The organism is Gordonia sp. NPDC003950 (assembly GCF_053605205.1).
Window position 1 is genome coordinate 1 of sequence record NZ_JBSGIT010000016.1, and the last position, 22,621, is coordinate 22,621.

Genomic DNA, 22,621 nt, shown 5'->3' on the forward strand with positions numbered 1-22,621 from the left:
CACACCCCCGAACTGAGCTCTACCATCATCAACGTCAGATGGTCTGTGTAAGTCCAGTGCTCATCAGTGAGAGGAAGATCTATGAGCATGGCGTTCCCTGTCTGTCAGGGTGAGTTGAGACCAACGCTTCGTAGCAACCCTCGTTTTGGCAGGGCGAGATCAGGATGAGTATCGATGTCTGTGTCAACCATTACGGCCACCTCCGATAATGGGGTGATGAGCGGTAGCAATGACCAACCGTCGCGTGCAAACGGGTCGCGGCGCCGTAACTTCACCGCCGAGGACAAGCTGCGCTACCTCGCAGCGTATGAGAAGGCGTGCGAGACCGGCGAGGGCGGCGCGTATTTGCGGCGTGAAGGCTTGTACTCCTCGTCTATCAGTGAGTGGCGCCGACTGCGTGATGCCGGCGTCCTCGATGCCGATGACGCGGCCCGGTCACGGACGCCACGCTCAGGGTTGACCGCCGAGCAGGCCGAGATCGCCAAGTTGAAAAAAGAACTCGCCCAGGCCAACTCAAAATTGGAGACCACCCAGACCGCACTGGACATCATGGGAAAAGCGCACGCGCTCTTGGAGCAGATCTCCAAGAGCGCGGATTCCGATCCCAACCACGGCAAGCGTTGATGTACGCGTTCGAGGAGCTGACCGCGGCCGGCACCACGCAGCGGTGCGCGGCCCGGTTGACGGGCATGTCGCGGGCCACCATGGCGCGGCGCCGCACCACCGAGTCTGCTGCCGATGAGTCCGTGGCCGGTCGTGGCCGAGTGGAGCCGGTGAACAAGCTCGGTACTGCTGAACGCGCAGAAGTGTTGGCGGTGCTCAACAGTGACCGGTTCATTGATGCCACCCCCACCCAGGTGTATGCGACGCTCCTGGCCGAGGGCCGCTATCTGTGTTCGATCTCCACGATGTATCGCATCCTGGGCGAGAACACGCAGGTCAAAGAACGGCGCCGGCTGGCCACGCATCGTTCACCGGCGATCCCGGAGCTGGTGGCCGCCGCACCGCGGCAGGTGTACACCTGGGACATCACTAAACTCGCCGGCCCGCAGCGGGGCGTCTATTACGACGCGTACGTGATGATCGACATCTACTCCCGCTACATCGTCGGGGTACACGTTCACACCCGCGAGTCCGGGCCGCTGGCGGTGGAGATGATGCGTGAGTGTTCGGGGTGTACGGCATCCCGCACGTGGTGCACGCCGATCGCGGTACGTCGATGACCTCGAAGACAGTGACCGAGTTGCTCGCGGATTTGAACGTCACCAAATCTCACTCCCGCCCGCACGTATCGAATGACAATCCGTACAGCGAATCCTGGTTCAAAACAATGAAATACGCGCCGGCGTTCCCGGCCAGGTTCGGGTCGATCCAACACGCACGAGAGTTTCTAGCGGCGTTTGAGGATTGGTACAACCACGACCACCACCACAGCGGTATCGGTCTGCACACACCCGCCGATGTGCACTACGGCCACGCGCCCACTGTCGCCGCGCAACGCTCACGCACTCTGGCCGCTGCCCGCCGGATTCACCCCGAACGATTCGGCCGCACCGACCCCGCACCCAAGATCCTCGACATGCCCGGCGCGGCGTGGATCAACAAACCCGAACACGACGACCACCAGCCACCCAAACCGGCAGCAGCCTAACCCACGCTGGACTCAAACCCCTTGACAAGTTCCGCACTGATTCTCACCTGCGGCACGATCTCCGCCGACGAGGTGGATACCTCCGGACTCCCGGTGATCGACCTCGCCGACACCGCACCGGATTCCGAGTTCTCCGACGCGCCGGTCACCGACGCCGACCGTCGACACCCGCTGCGGCCGGACAACACGGCCTATGTCATCTACACGTCGGGGTTCACCGGAACCCCGAAGGGGGTCGCCGTCGCGCACCGGGCCATCGCCGCCCAATTGCAGTGGAAATCGGAGACATTCCCGGTCGGTCCCGACGACACGCTGCCCCTCAAGACGCCGGTCACCTTCGACCTGTCGGTATGGGAGTTGTTCTGGCCGTTGATCAACGGCGCACGATTGGCGATCGCCACGCCGGACGGTCATCGGGATCCCCGCTATCTGGCCGGATTCTTCGCCCGCGCCGGGGTCACGTCGGCGCACTTCGTTCCGTCCCTGCTCGACGCCCATCTCGACGCGATCGCTGACGGCGCGGCACCCGCGCACCCGCTCACCGACATCCTGTGCATCGGTGAGGCACTGAACCCCACCACCGCACTCCGTGCCGCCGATGTTCTGCGTGGGCGGGTGATCAATCTCTACGGTCCGACGGAGGCGGCCGTCGGGATCACCTACACGCCGACGGTCTCGGAGACGGTGGCATCGGGGAGAGCAGTGTCTGCCGTGCCGATTGGCGTCCCCGTCGACGACGCCGCCGTGTCGATCCGCGACCGCCGATTGCACCGCGTACCACCTGGAGTCGTCGGTGAGATGTATCTGCACGGACCGCAACTGGCCCGCGCATACGAGGGACGGTCCGATCTCAGCGCCGAGCGGTTCGTGGCCGATCCCGACGCCGTCGGCCGACGCATGTACCGCACCGGCGACCTCGCCCGCATCGACGGAAGCGGGCACCTCGACTATCGGGAACGCAACGACTTCCAGGTCAAGATCCGCGGCCAGCGGATCGAACTCGGTGAGATCGAGGCGGCACTGTCCGTCGATCCCCGGCTGGCCGCTGCCGCCGTCACCGTCCACCACGACACCCTCGTCGCGTACCTGGTTCCCGCCGGCCCCGAGACCACCACCGACCCCGACACCGACACCGGTGAACACCGTGCACCACAGCTTGATTCGGACGCTGTCCTCGCCGATCTGCGGCAGCGCCTGCCCGCCTACATGGTGCCGTCGGCGGCCATGGTGCTCCCGGCGCTGCCACTCAGCGCCCACGGCAAGATCGATCGCGCGGCACTGCCCGCTCCCGAACACGTCGAACGCACTCATGTCGCACCGCGCACCGCCACCGAGCACGCACTCGTCGACGTCCTCACCGCGCTCGTCGATCCCGAGCCCGACCGCCCGATCGGCTGCGAGGACGACTTCTTCGACCTGGGCGGCAACTCACTGCTGGCCGCGCGGCTCGTCGGCCGCATCTCCGTCGTCCTCGGCGTCGCGGTGCCCGTTCGCGAGGTGTTCGAGGCATCGTCGGTCGGTGACCTCGCCGCCCGCATCGACACCTGCGCGGGCGACAACCGCCCGGCCATCGTGCCCACCGATCGGAGCACTCCGATCCCACTGTCCCGAGCGCAGCGACGTATGTGGCTGCTCGATCAACTCGATCCGGGTAGTGGTGTCTACAATTTGCCGCTGGCCCTGCGTGTTCGCGGCCTGAGCGCCCAGCGACTGCACCTCGCGCTTCGGGCCGTCCTCACCCGGCACGAGGTGCTCCGCACCACCTATCCCGCCGACAACGGTGTACCCCGTCAGCGGATCCACACCGTTGATGAGGCACTTTCCTTGCTCGACCTCGACGTCAGCGGTTTCGACACCAGTGCCTTCCTCACCGAGGACGCCGCAACCGACCACCTGACCGCCACCGCGGCGCGTGGATTCGATCTGGCCGACCGACTCCCCCTGCGTGTCACCGTCTCCCGGACCGGACCCGACGAGCATCTTCTGCTGCTGGTGATCCATCACATCGCCGCCGACGGCTGGTCGCTGCGTCTACTGCTCGCCGAACTCCTCACCGCCGAACTCCTCACCGACACACCCCCGGAAGCCGTATCCGACACGGTCACGGTGCAGTATGCCGACTACGCGCGGTGGCAGGCCGAGATGCTTGGCGATGACGGCCACCCGCGCCACCCCGCGGTGGTCCGCCAGGACGACTTCTGGGCCACCGAGCTGGCCGGGCTCCCGGCACCACTCGACCTCTCGCCCGACCGGAGACGACCTGTCGACCCCACCCACCTCGGTGGCACCGTTGACGTCGAGATACCATCGGAACTCGCCGACGCGATCGTGTCCTTCGCTCGTGGACAACGCATCTCGCTGTTCCATCTGGTCCACGCCGCTCTCGCGGTGGTCCTCGCACGTCTGTCCGGTTCCGCCGACATCGTGATCGGTACCCCGGTGGCCGGACGCCCGAGCGCCGTCCTCGACGACGTCGTCGGGATGTTCGTCGAAACCCTCGTCCTGCGGACCCGGATCGACGAGTCCTTGGCGATCACCGAGTTCCTCGGCTCGGTACGTGACGGAGACCTCGCCGCGCAGGCCAACTCGGAGATCCCGTTCGACGAACTCGTCGATCGATACGAACCCGACCGTGCCGGAGCGCGCCATCCGATCTTCCAGGTGATGCTCGCGTTCGGCGATCCCGCCCCCGCCCCGTTCCGCACCGACACCCTCGCCGTCGACATCGTCGAGGTGGAACTGCCGCTGTCGCGCTTCGATCTGCACCTGACGGTGGACGTCCCGGACGATCCGTCAACCCCGAACACCCCCATCCGCACGCGATGGACCTACTCGCGAGACCTCTTCGATCACTCGACCGTCGCCACGGTGGCCGCGGGACTGCTCCGGGTGCTGCGAGGGCTCGTCGACCGCCCCGATCGGCGGGTCGGGGACATCGACGCCCTCGATCCCGCCACCCTCACCACCCTCGAACGCTGGTCGGGCACCGTCGCACTTCCGGCAGGCACCCGGCAGCCGGCCACGCTGCCGGATCTACTCGCCCGGCGTCCGGTCCGAGCCGCCTCCTTCACCCATGCCACCGTCACCGACGCGACCGAAACCATCGACGCCGCGGAGTTCGACCGCCGCGTCGCGCGCGCCGCCCGAGCTCTCATCGCCGCCGGTGCCGGTCCCGAAACCACGGTGGCCGTGCTGATTCCGCGGTCGATCGGCATGTTGGTGGCCATCCACGCGATCGTCACCGCCGGCGCCGCGTACGTACCGGTCGATCCCGGCGTGCCCCTCGCCCGGATCGAAACGATGCTCACCATCACCGATTTGGTCGTCATCTGTGCGGGCGCCTCGAACCAGGCGTCGATCCCGACAGGATTCGGCGACCGCCTCGTCGATCTCGACGCGGCCGGCCGGGCACATCCCTCGCATCCGGTCACCGACTCCGATCGCCACTCGCCGTTACGTCCGGACCATCCCGCCTACATCCTGTTCACCTCCGGCTCCACCGGGGTACCCAAAGCGGTCAGTGTGCCGCACGGCGCCATCGTGAACCGGTTGCGGTGGATGCAGGACCGGTACCCGATGGACCGTGACGACGTCGTCGCCCAGAAGACCCCGATCACCTTCGACGTGTCGATCTGGGAGTTGTTCTGGCCGTTGGCATGCGGGGCGCACCTGGTGCTGGCCGCACCGGACGCCCACCGCGACCCACTCGAGTTGTCCGCGCTGATCGCCGAACACCGCATCTCGGTGATCCATTTCGTCCCGGCGATGCTCGATGTGTTCCTGGCCGCGCGCATCGATGACGCCGACCTGCGTTCGCTGCGGCGGGTGTTCACCAGTGGTGAGGCACTCGGATCACGCTCGGCAACAGCGATCCTGGAGCGCACAGACGCCGGCCTGCACAATCTCTACGGCCCCACCGAGGCGGCCGTCGACGTGACCGCCGCCGACATCACCACCGAGATACTGAAGGTCGGGCCGGTACCGATCGGACGCCCCACCGACGGCAACACCACCCATGTGCTCGACGCCCGGCTGCGCCCGGTCCCGCCCGGTGTCGCCCGGTGTCGCCGGCGAGCTGTATCTCGGCGGCGTGCAACTCGCCCGCGGGTATCACGGACGTGCCGACCTGACGGCGACCCGCTTCGTCGCGGCTCCCTGGGGAACGGGTGAACGCCTCTATCGCACCGGCGATCTGGTGCGGTGGCGGCGGGTCGCCGACCCCGACTCGCCGACGCTGGAGTACCTCGGCCGCACCGACTTCCAGGTCAAGATCCGTGGTCAACGCGTCGAACTCGGCGAGATCGAGACCGCCTTACTCACCCATCCCGGCATCGCCGCCGCCGTCGTGGTCCTGCACGACGACGATCGGTCGGGCCCGCAACTCGTCGCCCACATCGTCCTCACGTCGCCGCGTCCCGATCCGGGAGGCGCGTCCGCCGACGTGCGCGCATACCTGCGCGAACGACTCCCCGACCACATGGTGCCCGGCCACGTGCAGATCACCGACCGGCTCCCGGTCACTGCCAGCGGCAAGATCGATCGCCGGGCGCTGCCCATCCCCGCCGTTCCGGCGCTCGGCAACGGAGTCGAGGCCCGAACCCGCACGGAGGACACGGTTCTACGGATCATCCGCGGTCTCCTCGGCGGGGAGGTCGGGGTCGACGACGACTTCTTCACCGTCGGCGGCAACTCGCTGATGGCCACCCAGGTGGTTGCCGGAGTCGCCGACCACCTCGGTGTGCGCGTGTCTGTGCGGTCGGTGTTCGACGCACGGTCGGCAGCGGGTATCGCGGCCGTCGCCGATCGGGCGGAGCGTATCGCCCCGCGCCGCACTGTGGTGCGTCCGGACCACATTCCGTTGAGCCCGAATCAGCTTCAGATGTGGCTGCACAACCGGATCGATCCCGGCTCGAGCGCCTTCGTGATCGTGGCCCCGATCCGGGTACCCGGCACCCTGGATGCCGACGTCATGGCCGCGGCCATGACCGATGTCGTAGCACGCCACGAGGTGCTACACACGATCTACCCGGAAACCCCGGCGGGACCGTATCAGCAGGTCCTCCCCGTCGACGACGATCGCCTGCAGCGGATCGTCACCTTCCTCGACGATGCGGTGGCGGAGGGTGTTTCGCCGGTGCAGGCCACCGTGGACGCGGCACTCGAGTCGGAGCTGGACCTCACCCACGACCTACCGATCCGGGTGTTCTGCCGCTCCGCCGGCGACGAGACGGTCCTGGTACTAGCCATCCATCACGTCGCCGCGGACGGGTGGTCGCTGCGGGTCCTCGCCCGCGATCTCGACCGCGCGTATGCCGCACGCGCTGCCGGCAACTTACCGGACTGGGCGCCGCTGCCCCTCCAGTACATCGATCACGTCCTCGAGAGCGAGCGGCGCCGCGGCAGCGCTGATGATGTGGATTCCGCCCTGGCACAGCATCTGTCGTACTGGCGGCGGGTGCTACACGATGCGCCGGCCCAGTCCGGCCCGCGGTTCGATGGCGATGAGCACACCCCCGGCGAGGTCCACCACCACCGTCTCGATTCCGCGCTCACCGCGGCGATCCACACGCTGGCCACCGAACACCGGAGCACCACCTTCGGCGTCCTGCACGCAGCACTGGCGTACACGCTGAGCCGGTATGCCGGCGGCTCCGACGTCAACGGCTCCGACGTCATTGTCGGCACACCGCTGGCCGGTCGCACCGATCCCGCCGTCGCCGACCTCGTCGGCATGTTCGTGACGGTGGTCCCGCTGCGGAGCCGTGTCGATCCACGGCGCGAGTTCGGTGCACTCGTCGACGCCTCTCGCGACGTGATCGTCGGCGCGCTCGACCACGACGAACTCGACGTCGAGGAGATTGTCGAGCGACTCGGGATTCCGCGTGGCGGAACCCGGCATCCGCTGATCTCGGTGACGCTGACCGTCGACGGTGACCAGCATCCCGCGATGCGTACCGGACCGGCCGATCCGTCTCGGACCACCGAACGCCCGGACATCCCGGTCGCCCGGTTCGACCTCGAATTCACCGCCACCACCACGCCCGACGGTGGTCTCGACATCGCCCTCGTGCATCGCGGTGCGGCCTACCGTCCGGAAACCGCCGCCCGTCTGCTCGATCACCTGGGTCGGGTCCTGCGCGTCGCGGTCGCCGATCCCGCCACGGCATTGCGCCGCCTGGACACCCTCTCGTCGGCCGACCACGACGTCCTCGGCCGCCTGGAGCGCTCCGCATCGGCAACACCTGCTCCGGCGATGCTGGCCGACATCCTGACCACTCCCGGGCACCGACTGGTGGCCACCACCCCCACCGGGGGGCGCAGCGACTTCACGGCGGACGAACTGGACGCACACGCCAACCGTCTGGCACGCCTGCTCATCGCACGCGGAGCAGGACCGGAAACCGTTGTCGCGCTCTGCCTGTCGCGATCGTTGTCGTCGGTGACGGCGATCCGTGCCGTCGCGGTCACCGGGGCCGCGTTCGTGCCGGTCGACCCGTCGTATCCGGCCGACCGCATCGCCTACATGCTGGCCGATTCCGGCGCTCCCATCATCGTGACCACGACTGCCGAGCGCACCCGCATGGGCACCGCGGGAATGGCCGTGACCGTGATCGTTCTCGACGATCCGTCCGTCGCCAGTGACCTGGCCGCCCTGCCGTCGGGGCGTGTCCGTGACGACGAACTGCTCGGTACCCGCCACCTCGATCACCTGGCGTATCTGATCTACACCTCGGGATCGACGGGCCGCCCCAAGGCCGTGTCCGTCACGCATCGGGGTCTGGCCTCCTTCGTCGCCGAACAACGCCGGCACGGCGTCGAATCTGCCAGTCGCGTCCTGCATTTCGCGTCACCGAGTTTCGACGCCGCCATCCTCGAGCTCCTGCTGGCCGCGGCCGCCGGGGCCACCACCGTGATCGCCGCACCCGACATCTACGGGTCCGCCGATCTCGCCGAGGTGATGATCCGTGAGGAGATCACCCACGCCTTCCTCACGCCGGGCGTCCTCGAATCGATCTCGCCCGCGTCCTCCGAGGAGAACCCGTTCCCAGCGCTGCAGACCGTCATCGTCGGTGGCGACGCCTGCGCCCCCGAGACCGCCCGACGCACAATAGGCTGGGGCACAGCGTTGTTCAACGCCTACGGGCCCACCGAGACCACCATCATGGCGACCATGTCGGGTCCGGTCGGCATCACACAGACCGACCCGATGACCATCGGCGGCGCCATCACCGGCACCCGGGTACGTGTCCTCGACCCCGCGCTGTCGGTGTGCCCGCCCGGCGTCGACGGCGAGTTGTATGTTGCCGGGGCAGGTCTGGCGCGCCGATACCACGGTCGCTCCGCCCTCACCGCGGCCACCTTCGTGGCCGATCCCGACGGGCCGCCCGGCTCGCGGCGGTATCGCACCGGAGACCGGGTCCGCGTCCCGGCCGGCGACGAGCCCGCGCTGACCCATCACGGCCGGCTCGATCAGCAGCTCAAGATCCGTGGCATCCGGATCGAGACCGGTGAGATCGAGGCCGTGCTGCGGTCGTATGCGCAAGTGACCGGCGCGGTGGTCGTCGGTCAGCGCCGACCCGACGGTGACGTCGCGTTGGTCGCCCATGTGACCGTCACCGGCGACACACCTCTCGATCGCGACTCGCTGCACGCACATCTGCGGGCATCGCTACCCGCCCACGCGGTCCCCACGGCCATCGTCACCACCGATGCCCTGCCCCTCACACCGTCCGGCAAGGTCGACCGTGCGGCGCTGCCCGACGCCGAGTTCGCCTCCGCCGCCTACACCGCGCCGCAGACCCCGGAGCAGACCCTGATCGCGGCGGCCTTCTCCGAGGTGCTCGGCACTGAGCGTGTCGGCGCCCACGACGATTTCTTCGCGGCCGGTGGCAACTCGCTGTCGGCGGCCCGGGCGGTCGCCCGCATCCGGGAGGTCAGCGGACGCGACCTCGGTGTCGGCGACCTCTTCGACGCGCCGACACCGGCCACTCTCGCCGAACGCCTGGCGACCTCGGCCGATCGCAGCAGCCCGGCGCTCCGTGAACTCGCACGTCCCGAACGCATTCCGCTGTCGCCGGCACAGGAACGCATGTGGTTCCTCAATCGGTTCGATCCGGATGCGCTCACCGAGAACATCCCCCTCGTCGTCCGGATGCGCGGGACGCTCGATCCCGACGCACTGACCACCGCCCTCGCCGGGGTACTCGAGCGGCACGAGGCACTGCGGACCCATTACCCGGATTCCGACTCGGGACCGCATCAAGTGATCGTGCCGACCACCGACATGCCACTGTCCCTCGAACGTCGCACCGTGTCGGCCGAGGATCTGCCCGCCGCCATTGCGTCGATCACCCGTACCCGCTTCGACGTGACCGCCGCGCCACCGGCCCGGGCGGCATTGGTACGCATCACTTCCGACGACGCGCAGGTCGAGGAGCACCTCGTCGTGTTCACCGCCCACCACATCTGTCTCGACGGCACGTCGGTGATGATCCTCGCCGAGGAACTGTCCCGGCGTTACGCCGCGGCACGCGCGGGCCGGCCGGTCGACATCGAGCCGCTGCCCGTGCAATACGCCGACTTCGCGGTGTGGCAGCGTGCCCGGCTCGCCGACGCCACCGGCACCTCGGGCGCGATGATCGACGCCTGGCGCGACCGCCGCGCCGACGCCCCGGCCGTCATCGATCTGCCGCACGATCACCCGCGTCCACAGGCCCCCACCCATCGCGGTGCGCGGATCGACTTCACCATCGACGCCGAGTTGCACTCCCGGATGGCTGCTTTCGCCGAACAGCACGGAGCGACGGTCTTCATGGTTGCCCATACCGCACTTGCGGTCCTGCTCGGCCGAGTGGGCGACAACCGTGACGTGGTGATCGGTACCCCCGTCGCCGGACGTGGTGACCCTCGCCTCGACCGGGTGGTGGGCATGTTCGTCAACATGCTCGCCCTGCGCACCGTGATCGACGCGGGGACGACCGGCGAATCGGCACTGGCCGCCACCCGCAGCGCCGCGCTGCACGGCTTCGCACACTCGGAGGTTCCGTTCGACCGCATCGTCGAGGCGCTGGACCTGCCGCGCACCACCGCCCACCACCCGGTGTTCCAGGTGGCCTTCTCGTTCCAGAACATCGGACCGCTGCAGCTGTCGATGCCCGGACTGGCCGTCGAGGCGATCGACGACGACCAGCACATCGCGGAGTTCGATCTGCATCTGTCCCTTGCTGATTCGTGGGATGCGGACGGAAATCCCGCCGGGATCACCGGCCAGTTGGTGTACGCGACAGACGTGTTCGAGGCTGCCACCGCGGAAACGCTGGCGCAGCGATTCTGCCGGGTGATCACGGCACTGCTCGCCTCACCCGGGACACCGGCCGGTCATCTCGACGTCCTCACCCCGGCGGAACGGACCGCGCTCACCACCACCGCACCGACGCCGCCCACGCTCTCGCCCAACCTCGCCGCCGGATTCCACGCGCAGGCGGCGCGGACCCCCGACGCCGACGCGGTGATCTGCGCGAATCGAACCCTCAGCTATGCGGAGATGGCGGGGCGGGTGCTGCGACTCGCGACAACACTGTCCCGCAGTGGAGTCGGTGTCGAGGACCGCGTGGCCGTCACCGCACCCCGCGGCCTGGCGCAGCTCACCGCGATGTATGCGGTGGCGACCGTCGGCGCGGCGTATGTGCCGGTCGACGTCACCGCATCAACCCGGGTCGGGGTCATCCTCGACACCGCGGCACCGACGCTGGTTCTTGGGGCCGGTAGCGCGGGGCTCGTCGGTGACCTGCCGTATCTCGACCTCGACGGCCTCGATCTCGATGACCCGGTCGGCGGTGCCGAAGGCCCCACCGACATCGAGTCCTTCACTGCCACCGGCCATCCCGATCATCTCGCCTATGTGCTGTTCACCTCCGGCTCCACCGGAACCCCGAAGGGTGTGGGCGTCTCCGTCGCCGCCGTCGGCGAGCAGCTTCGCTGGATGGCCCAGCATCATCCGATGGGACCGGGCGACACCGTCCTGGTGCGTACCGCGGCCGGTTTCGACCTGTCGGTCTGGGAGTACTGGTGGCCGTTGCAGACCGGGGCTCGCATCGTGCTGGGCGAGAACGGAATCGAACGCGATGGCCGTGCCCTCCTCGAGAGCCTGCATCGCCATGCGGTCACGACGTTGCCGACCGTCCCGTCGGCGTTGTCGATGCTGCTAGACGTGGGAGCGCTGCCCCCGTCCCTGCGCACGGTGCTGTGCATCGGCGAGGAGTTACCTGCCGACCTTGCCACGCGCGTACGCCACGTCCTCGGCGACACTGTCTCCTCGACCAACGGCCTGTTCAACCTCTACGGCCCGACCGAGGCCGCCGTCAGTGTCACCGGGTACCGCGTCACCACCGATGAACGGCGGCGGGTGGCCATCGGCACACCGCAGCCGTCGGTCACCATCCGCATCCTCGACGAGCGCCTGCAGCCGGTGCCACCCGGCTCGGCCGGCGAACTGTATCTCGGCGGCATCCAACTGGCCCGCGGCTATTACGGCGAACCTGCGCTCACCGCAACCGCATTCGTGCCAGACCCGTTCGGACCGGCCCACGGCCCGGGCGCCCGGATGTATCGGACCGGCGACCGGGTCCGACTGCGTGGCGACGGGAACCTGGAGTACCTCGGCCGCACCGACCGGCAGCTGAAGATCAACGGATTCCGCATCGAACCCGGTGAGGTCGAGGCCGCGTTGCGCAGCTGCACCGGCGTCGACGACGCGGTGGTGACCGCGATTCCCGGACCCGACGGCAACGCTCGTCTGGTCGGCTTCGTGACCGGAGAGTCGTTGTCACTCACCCTGGTCCGGCGGGACGCCTCGCGACTGCTTCCCGCCTACCTGCGTCCGGAACTCCACCCCATCGATGCCGTGCCCTACACCTCCAACGGCAAGGTGGATCGCGCCCGACTCCCCCACCCCGAACCGGCCGAACGGTCCTACGTCGCACCGCGGACCGCTCTCCAACACCGGGTGGCCGATGTCATCGCCGAGGTGACCGGAGCGGGCCGAGTGGGCCTGTCCGACAACTTCTTCGCCGTCGGCGGCACCTCCCTGTCGGCGACGCGGGTGGCGGTGGCACTGGAATCCGCACTGGGCGTGGCAGTTCCGGTGCGATTGTTGTTCGACAGGATCGATGTCGAGGACCTCGCCGAGGCCATTACGGCCGGCACACCGGAGGAGTCCGCGGAAGGGCCCGCGCTGGTCTGGACCGACGACCGGTCCCCGGTGCCGTTGGCGCCGGCGCAACGCCGGATCTGGGAGGCCGTACGGGCCGGCGCCGGCCACGACTGGAATGTGCCGATCGCCCTGCGCTTCACCGGCCCCCTCGACGTCGACGCCCTGCGCGGGGCGGTTCTCGACATCGTCGACCACCATGAGACCCTGCGAACCTGTCACCGCGACAACGGGAACGGCCCCGAACTACACATCCTCCCGACGTCGGCGGTCACCGGCATCGTCGACGACGGCGTGGTGCCGCGGGACATCACCGAGGCCGACCTGCCCGGCGTCACCGCCGAAATTGCTTGGGCCCCACTGGATGTGGTGTCTGCCGCGCCGATTCGGGTGCAACTGTTACGCCTCACCCCGCTACGCGCGTCAACTCACCCACTGGTCAAACGTGTTCGGTGATCGCATGCCGGCGCCGGGGACCGCGCCCGGGACGCCTCCGTCATACCACCGCGCGCCGTTGTCGGAATGGGATTCACGCGGCGCGACCACGCAATTCGGGATCGATGCCGATCTGCACGCGACCCTGGAGCGACGTGCCCGCTCGGCCCGCGTCGGGCTGTTCTCGGTCCTGCAGGCAGCATTCGCGGTGATCCTCGCCGAACGCACCGGCTCCGCCGACGTACACGTCGCCACCGCGAACGCCAATCGGCCACATCCGGTGCTGGACGGGGTGGTCGGCAACTTCGCCGAGGACCTCCCGATGCGCCTCGACGTCGACGACGCCATGCCGATGGTCGACTTGATGCGCGAGGTCGCGCGGCAACTCGCGGGCGGTCTGGCCCATCCCGACATCTCGGTGCCCGATCTGATTGACGAGTGGGGCCTGCGACGCGCCCCGGCCGGACCGTCCGGCGATCCGCTCTTCGCCGCGACCCTCATCCTGCAGCAGGCCGAGCTCGGGCAGACCGACACGGCCGCCATCGATCTCGGTGGCATCCTGGTCGCGCGGGAACCAGTGGACAACACGGTCGCCAAACACGATCTGGAGTTCACCCTGGTGGAACTCCGCGACGGTGACCGCCCGGCAGGCATCACCGGCACGTTGCTGTATCCGCTGGCCCGCCACGATGACGCCACCGCGGCGGCGGTCGTCGACGGACTGCTCACCATTCTGCGGGCAGTGGCCGCATCCGGCGTCGACGACCTGCGCGTCGACGACCTGCGGGAGTTGCTGCGATGAGCGTGTCGGTCGTCATCGCCTGTTATCAGGGGTTGCCGGACCTCGACGTCCAGTTGTGGGCCCTGGCGCGTCAGGATTACACCGGGGACTTCGAGGTGATCATCAGCGATAACGAGGGAAGTGCCGCGTTACGTCGGCACGTCGACACCCATCCCCTGCGGGAGCGGTTGTCGCTGCGGTGGGTCGACTCGTCCGATGTCGCCGGCACGTCGCACGCCCGCAATGTCGGTACGCACTGCGCCGCACACGACTTCATCGCCTACTGCGATCAGGATGACGCGGTGCACTCCTCGTGGTTGCGCGCCCTCTCCGATGTGGGCCGCAATGCCGATCTCGTCGGCGGGCCGCTGGAAGGCGACACCCTCAACGATCCCGTGGTAGCGGCCTGGCGCGCCCTGCCCGACCCGTCGGAGCCGGTCGTGCTCGGGCGTCATCTGCCGATGACCTTCGGCTGCAACCTGGGTGTGCGGCGCGCAGTGTTCGACGCGGTCGGCGGCTGGGACGAAACCTACCCGACGGCGGGCAGCGACATCGAGTTCTGTTGGCGTATCCAGGAAGCCGGATTCCGATTCGGCTTCGCCCCCGACGCGATGGTTGCATACCGGTACCGCACCGACATCGTCGACACCTGGCATCAGGTGATCGACTACGGTCGCGAGGAGGCCCGCGTGGCCAAGCAGTACGGCGCCCCCGGCCGGCAGTGGTGGTGGCTGCCGATCCACGCCGGAGTCGTCATCGCGTTGTGTCCGCTGTGGCCGTGGGCGTGGTCACGGCGCCGTCGAGGCGAATGGGCCTGGGTCACCGGCAATCTCGTCGGCCGTATCCGGGGCAGTATCCGCTCTCGGATCTTCTATCCCTGACGCCGGGAGCCACCGAAGCCGCGACACCGTGGTCCGGAGCGTCGCCCGCCCGCAATCGTTTCACCGCCCGATTTCGCGCGACGGCCCGCCTCGGGTCTCCCGGGCGAATACCCTGGGCGAATGGATCCTCTGGTGACGGCCGTCGTGATCGACGATCACCCGTTCTTCCGCGACGGCGTGGCCCGCGGGCTGACGCAGAGCGGACGCATCCGCGTGCTGGGGGAGGCGTCCGACGGTGAGACCGGGCTCGCCCTGATCAAACGGGAACTGCCCGACGTGGCGGTCGTCGACTACCAGATGCCCGGCATGACCGGCGCCGACGTCGCACACGCGGTCACCCGGGACGGACTGGCCACCAAGGTGTTGCTGCTCTCGGCGCTCACCGACGCACCCATCGTGTTCCGGGCGCTCGAGCAGGGCGCATCGGGCTATCTCGCCAAGGACGCCGACCGCGACGAGATCGTCGGCGCCGTCACGCGAGTGGCCAAGGGCGAGACGGTGGTTCCACCGGAATTGGCCGCCGGTCTGGTGGGCGAGATCCGGTCCCGGGCGACCTCGGACGCCCCGATCCTCAGCGAACGTGAACGCCAGGTGCTCGACGGCTTCGCGCGCGGCCTGTCCATTCCGCAACTCGCCGCCGAACTGTATATCGGCGCGTCGACGGTCAAGACCCACACCCAGCATCTGTACGAGAAGCTCGGCGTCTCCGACCGCGCGGCCGCGGTCGCCGAAGGCATGCGACGCGGGCTCCTCGAGTGACGTCGGCCGACGGACCGGCCCACGCGGCACCACTCCTGGGCCTCGCCGAGCTCGCCGACGAACGCCGCATCTCCCGCATCCTGGTGGACAACGCCCTGCACGGGGTCCGCATCCAGGTGGCGCTGCGTCTGCTGCTCGCGGTCTTCGTCCTGCTCACCGTCACCGTCGACGCCCCCGCGGAGCATGCGGTGGCCTGCATCGCCATCGCCGCCGCGTATGCGGTGTGGGCGGCGATGGGTGTTGTCCTCGCGCCGCGCGGCGGCATGGACGTCATCCGCTGGTCGTGGACGGCGTTGTTCGTCGACCTCGCGGTGCTGGTGGCGGTCACCCTGATCGCCGGTGAATCCGATGAGACAAGTTGGACCGCCGATATTCTCGTCGCCGGATTCTTCGTGGTGCCGATGATCGCGGCGGTCGGGTTGCGGCCGGTGGTCTGTGCGACGGTGATGATCCCGACCGTCGTGGTGTTCTTCGTCGCCAGCGCGCTCGCCAAGGACCCCAACGGCCGCCCGTGGTCGTACATCCTGCTGAGCACCGTGGCCCTGGCGACGCTTGCCGTCGGCGCCGTGGCCCTCTCGCGTCTGCAACGGTCCCGGGTGGTGACGATCGGTTCGCTCGCGGCGGCCCGCGCACGTCTTCTCGACGACGTGATCCAGATCGAGCAACGCGAACGCCGCGACCTGGCCGAACACCTGCACGACGGCGCGCTGCAGTATGTCCTCGGGGCACGCCAGGAGCTGGCCACACTCCGCGCCGGTGACACCGTCGACCCGCGGACGCTCGCCCGCATCGACGAGGCGCTACGCGAGTCGGGTCAACTCCTGCGGTCCACCCTCGGGGAGCTCCACCCGGCCGTCCTGGAGCAGTCCGGGCTCGCGGTCGCACTGACCGACCTGACCCGCTCGATCGAGCACCGTTCCGGCATGCACATCGCCGTCGACACCGCCGGCTGGCCCGCCGGCACCACCACTCCCGCCGACTCGGTGCTCTTCTCGACCGCCCGTGAACTGCTCACCAACGTCGTCAAACATGCGCGTGCGAGCACGGTGGAGGTGACAGCCGAACTCGACGGCGGCCAGGCACGACTCGTCGTCCTCGACGACGGTGTCGGCATCGACGAGGACGCGGCCGCCCGGCGGATCTCCGACGGCCACATCGGATTGGCCTCTCGTCGAGCACGTCTGGAGGGTCAGGGCGGCAGCCTGGAGATCATCCGCCGCCCCGGCGGTGGCACCGTGGCGATCGCCGTCCTCCCGGTGACCTCGGAGGGGTGAGCCGCCGGGGGACGAGTCGGTCCCCCGATCGGTGGAGGGCGGTTTCCACCATCGCATCCGCCGGTCGGCCGAACCCCGGGGCGCGTCATCCACGGCAAAGTAATCGGTGTCAGAAGGACACGGGCCACACCGCCAAGGCCCAACCGAAATCCGCACGGGACACCGTGATTCATGATCAGGAGACACTCATGACCAGCTCCGCCCGCGTCAGCACCCCCCGCTTCGCCGCCGCCGGAGTAGGCCTCGCCTGCCTCACCGCCGGCGCCCTCGCACTCACGGCACCCGCCGCGCACGCCGGCACCCTGCCAGTCACCCACCCCGGCGAGCCGACCATCGCGATGACGATCACCAACCACACTGACAAGGCCGAACACCTCCTCAACGACGGCACCGGCCCCAACGGCGTCTGGGTCAACGCGCCCCGCCAGACCCTCGCCCCGGGTGCCACCGAGATCGTCACCGCCGTCGCACCGCACGGCACCACCCTCGACATGCACGTCGCCTACCGCGTGGGGCTCGCCGGACCCACCGCGACCTACGAGGTCAGCAACAACCAGCACAACACGAACATCGCCAACACCGGGGTGACCGGTCCGTTCGCGAAGAACTACTGGATCAACCACACCTTCTCCAGCCACCACCCCAACACCAACATCGGTTTCGATCTCTGGTGAGGACATCACCGACGGCTCCGCTCACGCGGGCGTTCCGCACCCACGCGGCACGCCCGAGTTCGCGCGCTCTATGCAATGACCGCTCGAGTGCGCAGGCACCGCTCCGCACAAAACCACCCGCGCCAGCGAGATGACATGATCGACCGGTGAGCACCATAGTCTTCGTCCACGCCCACCCCGACGACGAGGGAACCGGCACCGCGGGCAGCATGATCCGCGCCTCCCGTGAGGGGCACCGGGTGGTCGTCGTGTATTGCACCGACGGCGATCCGGGCGACGTGCCCGACGATCTCGCCCCCGGCGAGACGGTGGCGAGCCGCCGCCGCGGCGAGGCCGAGGCATCCGCGGCCATCACCGGCACCGAACGGATCGTCTGGCTGGGATACGCCGACTCCGGGATGACCGGATGGGCGCAGAACGAGGCCGACGGGGTCTTCTCCCGCGCCGATCTCTCCGAGGCGGCGCGGCGGCTGGCCGACATCCTCGACGAGGAGAACGCCGACGTCGTCGTCGGATACGACTGGCACGGCGGCTACGGCCATCCCGATCACATCATGCTGCACAAGGCGACTCGCGCCGCGGTCGACCTCGCGGCGACGACGCCCCGCTATCTCGAGGTCACGATGAACCGCGACCTGATGCGGCAGCTGTTCGTGCTCGCCACCGCGGCGGGTATGGACGGATTCGACCCGGATACCGCCGGCGACGACGGCAACCCGATCGGAACTCCCGAGGCAGAACTACATTGGGCCGTGGACCTCGGCGACGACGTGATCTCCAAACGTGAAGCATTGGCCTGTCACGCCAGTCAGACCGACGTCAAACAACTCTTGGAGATACCGATCGAAGTGTTCCCCGTCGCGTTCGGTACCGAGCACTACATGGAACCCGGCCGACCGGCGGGTATGGTCCGCGCCTGGTGGCTCGACGAGACGGCCACCGGCACCAACACCAACACCGCCGCGCCGACCGACTGACCGGCCGGCGCGGCGGCGAGGTGGATTCAGACGCCGACCGCAGCCCCGGTCAACGGCGGATTCTGTCCGAGGACGACATTCTCGTCCTCGGTGAATGCCCGTGCCCGGGAAAGGAATCGGACGCCCTCGGGTGATTCGAGACTGAATCCGGCACCACGTCCCTTGACCACGTCGAGGATCAGCTGGGTGTGCTTCCAGAGTTCGAACTGGTCACCGTTGATCCAGACCCGCACCGCCGGAAGCGGTTCCGGGAGCGTGATCTCGCCGACCAACACATCACGTTGTCCCACACGGTATTCCCCGACCGGATAACACATCGGGGCCGAGCCGTCACAGCATCCACCACTTTGGTGGATCATGAGTCCGCCGTGCAGCTCCGACAATTTCGTCAGGAGCTGCACGGCGGCGTCTGTGGCGACCACCCGATCAGGCACTTGCTGTTCGGTGGTCATCGATTACCTCACTTCTCAGAAGAATCCCTTGGCATTCTGAGCGTAACCAACCAAGAGGTTCTTGGTCTGCTGGTAGTGCTCCAGCATCATCAGGTGGGTCTCGCGGCCGATACCGGACTGCTTGTACCCACCGAAGGCGGCATGCGCCGGGTAATCGTGGTAGGTATTCGTCCACACGCGACCGGCCTGGATCTCGCGGCCCGCGCGGTAGGCGGTGGCACCGTCACGGCTCCACACACCGGCACCGAGGCCGTAGAGGGTGTCGTTGGCGATGTGGATGGCGTCCGCGTAGTCCTTGAAGGTCGTCACGGCCAGCACCGGGCCGAAGATCTCCTCCTGGAAGATGCGCATCTTGTTGTGGCCGTCGAAGACGGTCGGCTTGATGTAGAAACCGCCGGACAGATCGCCACCGAGGTCGGCGGCCTCGCCACCGATGAGCACCTTGGCGCCCTCTTCCTGACCGATGGCCAGGTACGACTGGATCTTCTCGTACTGGTCGTTGGACGCCTGCGCACCCATCATGGTCTCGGTGTCGAGCGGGTTGCCCTGCTTGATCTTGCTGACACGCTCGACGGCCTTGGCGATGAAGTCGTCGTAGATGTTCTCCTGGATCAGCGCGCGGCTCGGGCAGGTGCAGACCTCACCCTGGTTGAGAGCGAACATCGAGAAGCCCTCGAGGGCGCGATCGAGGAAGCCGTCGTCGGCGCTCATCACGTCGTTGAAGAAGATGTTCGGGCTCTTGCCACCGAGTTCCAGGGTGACCGGGATCAGGTTCTCCGAGGCGTACTGCATGATCAGGCGGCCGGTGGTGGTCTCACCGGTGAAGGCGATCTTGCGGATGCGGTTGCTCGAGGCGAGCGGCTTGCCGGCCTCGACGCCGAAGCCGTTGACGATGTTGATGACACCGGCGGGCAGCAGGTCGGCGATGAGGCTCATCAGGTAGAGGATCGACGCCGGGGTCTGCTCGGCGGGCTTGAGGACGACGGCATTGCCTGCGGCCAGCGCCGGGGCCAGCTTCCACACGGCCATCAGGATCGGGAAGTTCCACGGGATGATCTGACCGACGACGCCGAGCGGCTCGTGGAAGTGGTAGGCGACGGTGTCCTCGTCGACCTCGGAGATCGAGCCCTCCTGGGCACGCAGGGCGCCGGCGAAGTAACGGAAGTGATCGATGGCCAGGGGGATGTCGGCGGCCAGGGTCTCCCGGACGGCCTTACCGTTGTCCCAGGTCTCGGCGACGGCGATCTTCTCGAGGTTCTCCTCGAGGCGGTCGGCGATGCGCAGCAGCACCAGCGAACGCTCGGCCACCGACACCTTGCCCCACTGCGGGGCGGCCTTGTGGGCGGCGTCGAGCGCGAGGTCGATGTCCTCGGCGGTGGAGCGGGCGACCTCGCAGAAGACCTTGCCGTCGACCGGTGAGGGATTCTCGAAGTACTGACCCTTGACCGGCGGCGTCCACTGGCCGCCGATCCAGTTGTCGTAGCGCGACTCAAAGCTCATCACCGATCCATCGGTTCCCGGCTTCGCGTAAACAGTCATGTGTCTCCAGCTCCTCAGTGCCAGTGTCGGGGTGTCACACGGCCGCTTGCCGCGGTGTGTGTGATCTGTTGCACACAGTAGGAGGCCTGTGGTTGCAGCCACGTTGCAGCGGCGTTCGCAACGTTGCATACCCTCATTTCCGCTGTTCACAGCCACCGCCGGAGGGCAATCCCGGGGTGTGGTCGCCGGCGTCGGCGACGACGTTGCAACGTTGCGGCACGAAGAATCGATCGGACGGGGCCGCGGGCCGGGCATGGCATGCGCGGCGGGTGGCGAACGGGGGACGACGACGTCCCCTGAGGAACTGAAATCCCTCTACCGAAGAGATGAACTTTCCGGTCCGGACAACTACTCCATCGCCGTGAGCTGCAACGATGGCAGCGATCATCCCAGAGCTGTTCGCGATGGCGCATGTTCTTGCGTCAGATGAAAGATGTCCGTGTACGAGAACATCCGCGTCAGGTATCCCGAGAGGTTTCCGCCATGAGCACCCCCCGCTCGTCGACCGATCGATCCGCGTCGCCGCTCGTCGGCGTACTGCTCGTTCTCGCATGCGTGGTGGCGGCGACGCTGATGGCCGTCATGCTGATCACCGCGGTCGACACGGAGATGACCCCCGACCGGCCGATCGTCCCGACGATGAATGCCGATCCGCAGCAGCCGGGTGACCCGGCGGCGACTCAGACCCCGTGACGACTCAGGCCCCGTAGCGCCGATCCAGCAGCCGGATCCGGCCGCCGACCACCGCGCGATCCGGGTGTCCCACCGGAAGCCGGTGCTCGAGCCGACGCCACGCGACCAGATCATCGCGACCATGCGTCGACGACGTCCACGTCCGCAGCGCACCCACCTCGCCATCGGCGATCACCCGCGAACGCACGTCCTCGCGGATCTCCTCGAAGATCTCGGTGATGCCGGGGGCGGTCGATTCGACGAGCAGTCCGCCGCGGCCGAGGGCCTCGACGACGGCGCTCAGATCCCCACCGTCGGCGATCCGCCGGCGGATGTCACCGATGTCGGAGGTCATGTCGACGGTCAGACGGTACGGCCGCGACGACACCACATCGGTGCCCAGGTCACGCCGCAGCCGGGAGATCTCCGCGCGCACCGTCACCGGGTCGATCCCGTCACCGGCCAGCTGTATGGCCAGTTGTTCGGTGTTGAGCCCCTCCGGGTAGGCCTGCAGCAGGATCAGGATCTCGGCATGGCGTCGTGACAGGGTGCGCTCACCGGCGGCGTCGCCGTCCCGTCGCCATCGGTAGGTGTTGTCGCCGAGGACGGTCAGCCGCGCGCCCCCGCTCTCGGCCGGTGCGGCAAAGGTCGCCGGGTCGGCCAGGTTCACCGCACGCGACTGCAGTTCACGCTCCACCGCGGCGACGACGGAACGCACCGCCGCCAGCGCGAACGGTGCGGCCACCTCCCGGCCGCCGGTCACGTCGATGACGCCGATCACGTGCCCGGTCAGCGGGTCGTGCACCGGGGCCGCCGCACAGCTGTAGTCCTGCACCGCATCGGAGAAGTGTTCCGGCCCGATCACCTGCACACCCTTGTCGACGGCCAGGGCCAGACCGGGCGCGTTGGTCCCCACCACGTCCTCGCTCCACACCGAACCCTCGACGAAGTTGATCGTGGCGGCCCGGTCGCGGGCCTCGGTGCTGCCCTCCACCCACAGCAAGCGGCCGACCTGGTCGGTCAACGCCACCACGACGCCGGAATCGGCGATGTCGTCGAGCATCAGGTTCTGCACGAGCGGACGCACCGAGGTGATCGGATGGTCCTGGCGGTAGCGGGAGAACTCGGCCATCGTCATGGTGGCGCTGTCGTCGTCCTCGGGGAGAGGATCGACCGGATCGATGCCGCGATCACGGGACCGCGACCAGGATTCACGCACCACCGAACGCACCGCGTCCGTGGGCGGCGTGATCCCCGACAGAAAATCCTCGTAGGCACGCCGGATACGCGACGTCCCGAGTTCCGTCATAGTTCTTC

General features: G+C 68.2%; 12 protein-coding genes and 1 pseudogene. 10 read left to right on the forward strand and 3 right to left on the reverse strand.

Annotated elements, in window-relative coordinates:
* Window positions 1–216 precede the first annotated feature (216 nt).
* The 9 genes and pseudogenes from ACWETB_RS15105 to ACWETB_RS15145 all read left to right on the forward strand — a co-directional run bounded on the left by ACWETB_RS15105 (window position 217) and on the right by ACWETB_RS15145 (window position 18,641).
* Window positions 217–1,651 (forward strand): annotated as a pseudogene (locus ACWETB_RS15105) (IS3 family transposase).
* A 21-nt stretch (window positions 1,652–1,672) separates the two neighbouring features.
* Window positions 1,673–5,821: an AMP-binding protein gene (locus tag ACWETB_RS15110; RefSeq protein ID WP_452211995.1), complete on the forward strand. Its 4,149-nt coding sequence runs from the start codon at window positions 1,673–1,675 to the stop codon at window positions 5,819–5,821.
* Window positions 5,703–13,316, forward strand: coding sequence for an amino acid adenylation domain-containing protein (locus ACWETB_RS15115; RefSeq protein WP_452211997.1), 7,614 nt, complete (start codon window positions 5,703–5,705; stop codon window positions 13,314–13,316). Before ACWETB_RS15110 ends, ACWETB_RS15115 begins: the two co-directional genes overlap by 119 nt.
* Before the next feature lie 4 nt (window positions 13,317–13,320).
* Entirely contained in the window at window positions 13,321–14,097 is a 777-nt protein-coding gene (locus tag ACWETB_RS15120) for a condensation domain-containing protein (RefSeq protein ID WP_452211999.1), read from the forward strand.
* Complete coding sequence (locus tag ACWETB_RS15125) at window positions 14,094–14,957, forward strand: glycosyltransferase family 2 protein (protein WP_452212001.1); 864 nt, start codon at window positions 14,094–14,096, stop codon at window positions 14,955–14,957. The genes ACWETB_RS15120 and ACWETB_RS15125 overlap by 4 nt, the downstream gene beginning before the upstream one ends.
* A gap of 120 nt (window positions 14,958–15,077) precedes the next feature.
* The gene (locus tag ACWETB_RS15130) at window positions 15,078–15,716 is read left to right on the forward strand and encodes a response regulator (protein WP_449742521.1); all 639 of its coding nucleotides are present in this window, start codon (window positions 15,078–15,080) and stop codon (window positions 15,714–15,716) included.
* Window positions 15,713–16,990, forward strand: a complete 1,278-nt coding sequence (locus ACWETB_RS15135; RefSeq protein ID WP_449742520.1) for a sensor histidine kinase — start codon at window positions 15,713–15,715, stop codon at window positions 16,988–16,990. Before ACWETB_RS15130 ends, ACWETB_RS15135 begins: the two co-directional genes overlap by 4 nt.
* Before the next feature lie 188 nt (window positions 16,991–17,178).
* Window positions 17,179–17,664 carry a hypothetical protein gene (locus ACWETB_RS15140; RefSeq protein ID WP_449742519.1) on the forward strand — a complete coding sequence of 162 codons (486 nt, stop codon included), beginning with the start codon at window positions 17,179–17,181 and terminating at the stop codon, window positions 17,662–17,664.
* Window positions 17,665–17,810: 146 nt separating this feature from the next.
* Entirely contained in the window at window positions 17,811–18,641 is an 831-nt protein-coding gene (locus tag ACWETB_RS15145; protein WP_452212004.1) for a PIG-L deacetylase family protein, read from the forward strand.
* Between the two features lie 26 nt (window positions 18,642–18,667).
* On the opposite strand, the gene ACWETB_RS15150 is transcribed toward ACWETB_RS15145, so the two are convergent.
* Complete coding sequence (locus ACWETB_RS15150) at window positions 18,668–19,093, reverse strand: DUF779 domain-containing protein (RefSeq protein ID WP_452212006.1); 426 nt, start codon at window positions 19,091–19,093, stop codon at window positions 18,668–18,670.
* Between the two features lie 15 nt (window positions 19,094–19,108).
* On the reverse strand, window positions 19,109–20,632 hold the full coding sequence (gene exaC / locus ACWETB_RS15155) for an acetaldehyde dehydrogenase ExaC (RefSeq protein WP_452212008.1): 1,524 nt from the start codon (window positions 20,630–20,632) through the stop codon (window positions 19,109–19,111).
* 483 nt (window positions 20,633–21,115) lie between these two features.
* Here exaC and ACWETB_RS15160 point away from each other — a divergent pair, with 483 nt between their 5' ends.
* Complete coding sequence (locus ACWETB_RS15160) at window positions 21,116–21,325, forward strand: hypothetical protein (protein ID WP_348805668.1); 210 nt, start codon at window positions 21,116–21,118, stop codon at window positions 21,323–21,325.
* Between the two features lie 4 nt (window positions 21,326–21,329).
* Here ACWETB_RS15160 and ACWETB_RS15165 read toward each other — a convergent pair whose 3' ends face one another.
* On the reverse strand, window positions 21,330–22,613 hold the full coding sequence (locus tag ACWETB_RS15165) for a GAF domain-containing protein (RefSeq protein ID WP_452212010.1): 1,284 nt from the start codon (window positions 22,611–22,613) through the stop codon (window positions 21,330–21,332).
* Between the last annotated feature and the right edge of the window lie 8 nt (window positions 22,614–22,621).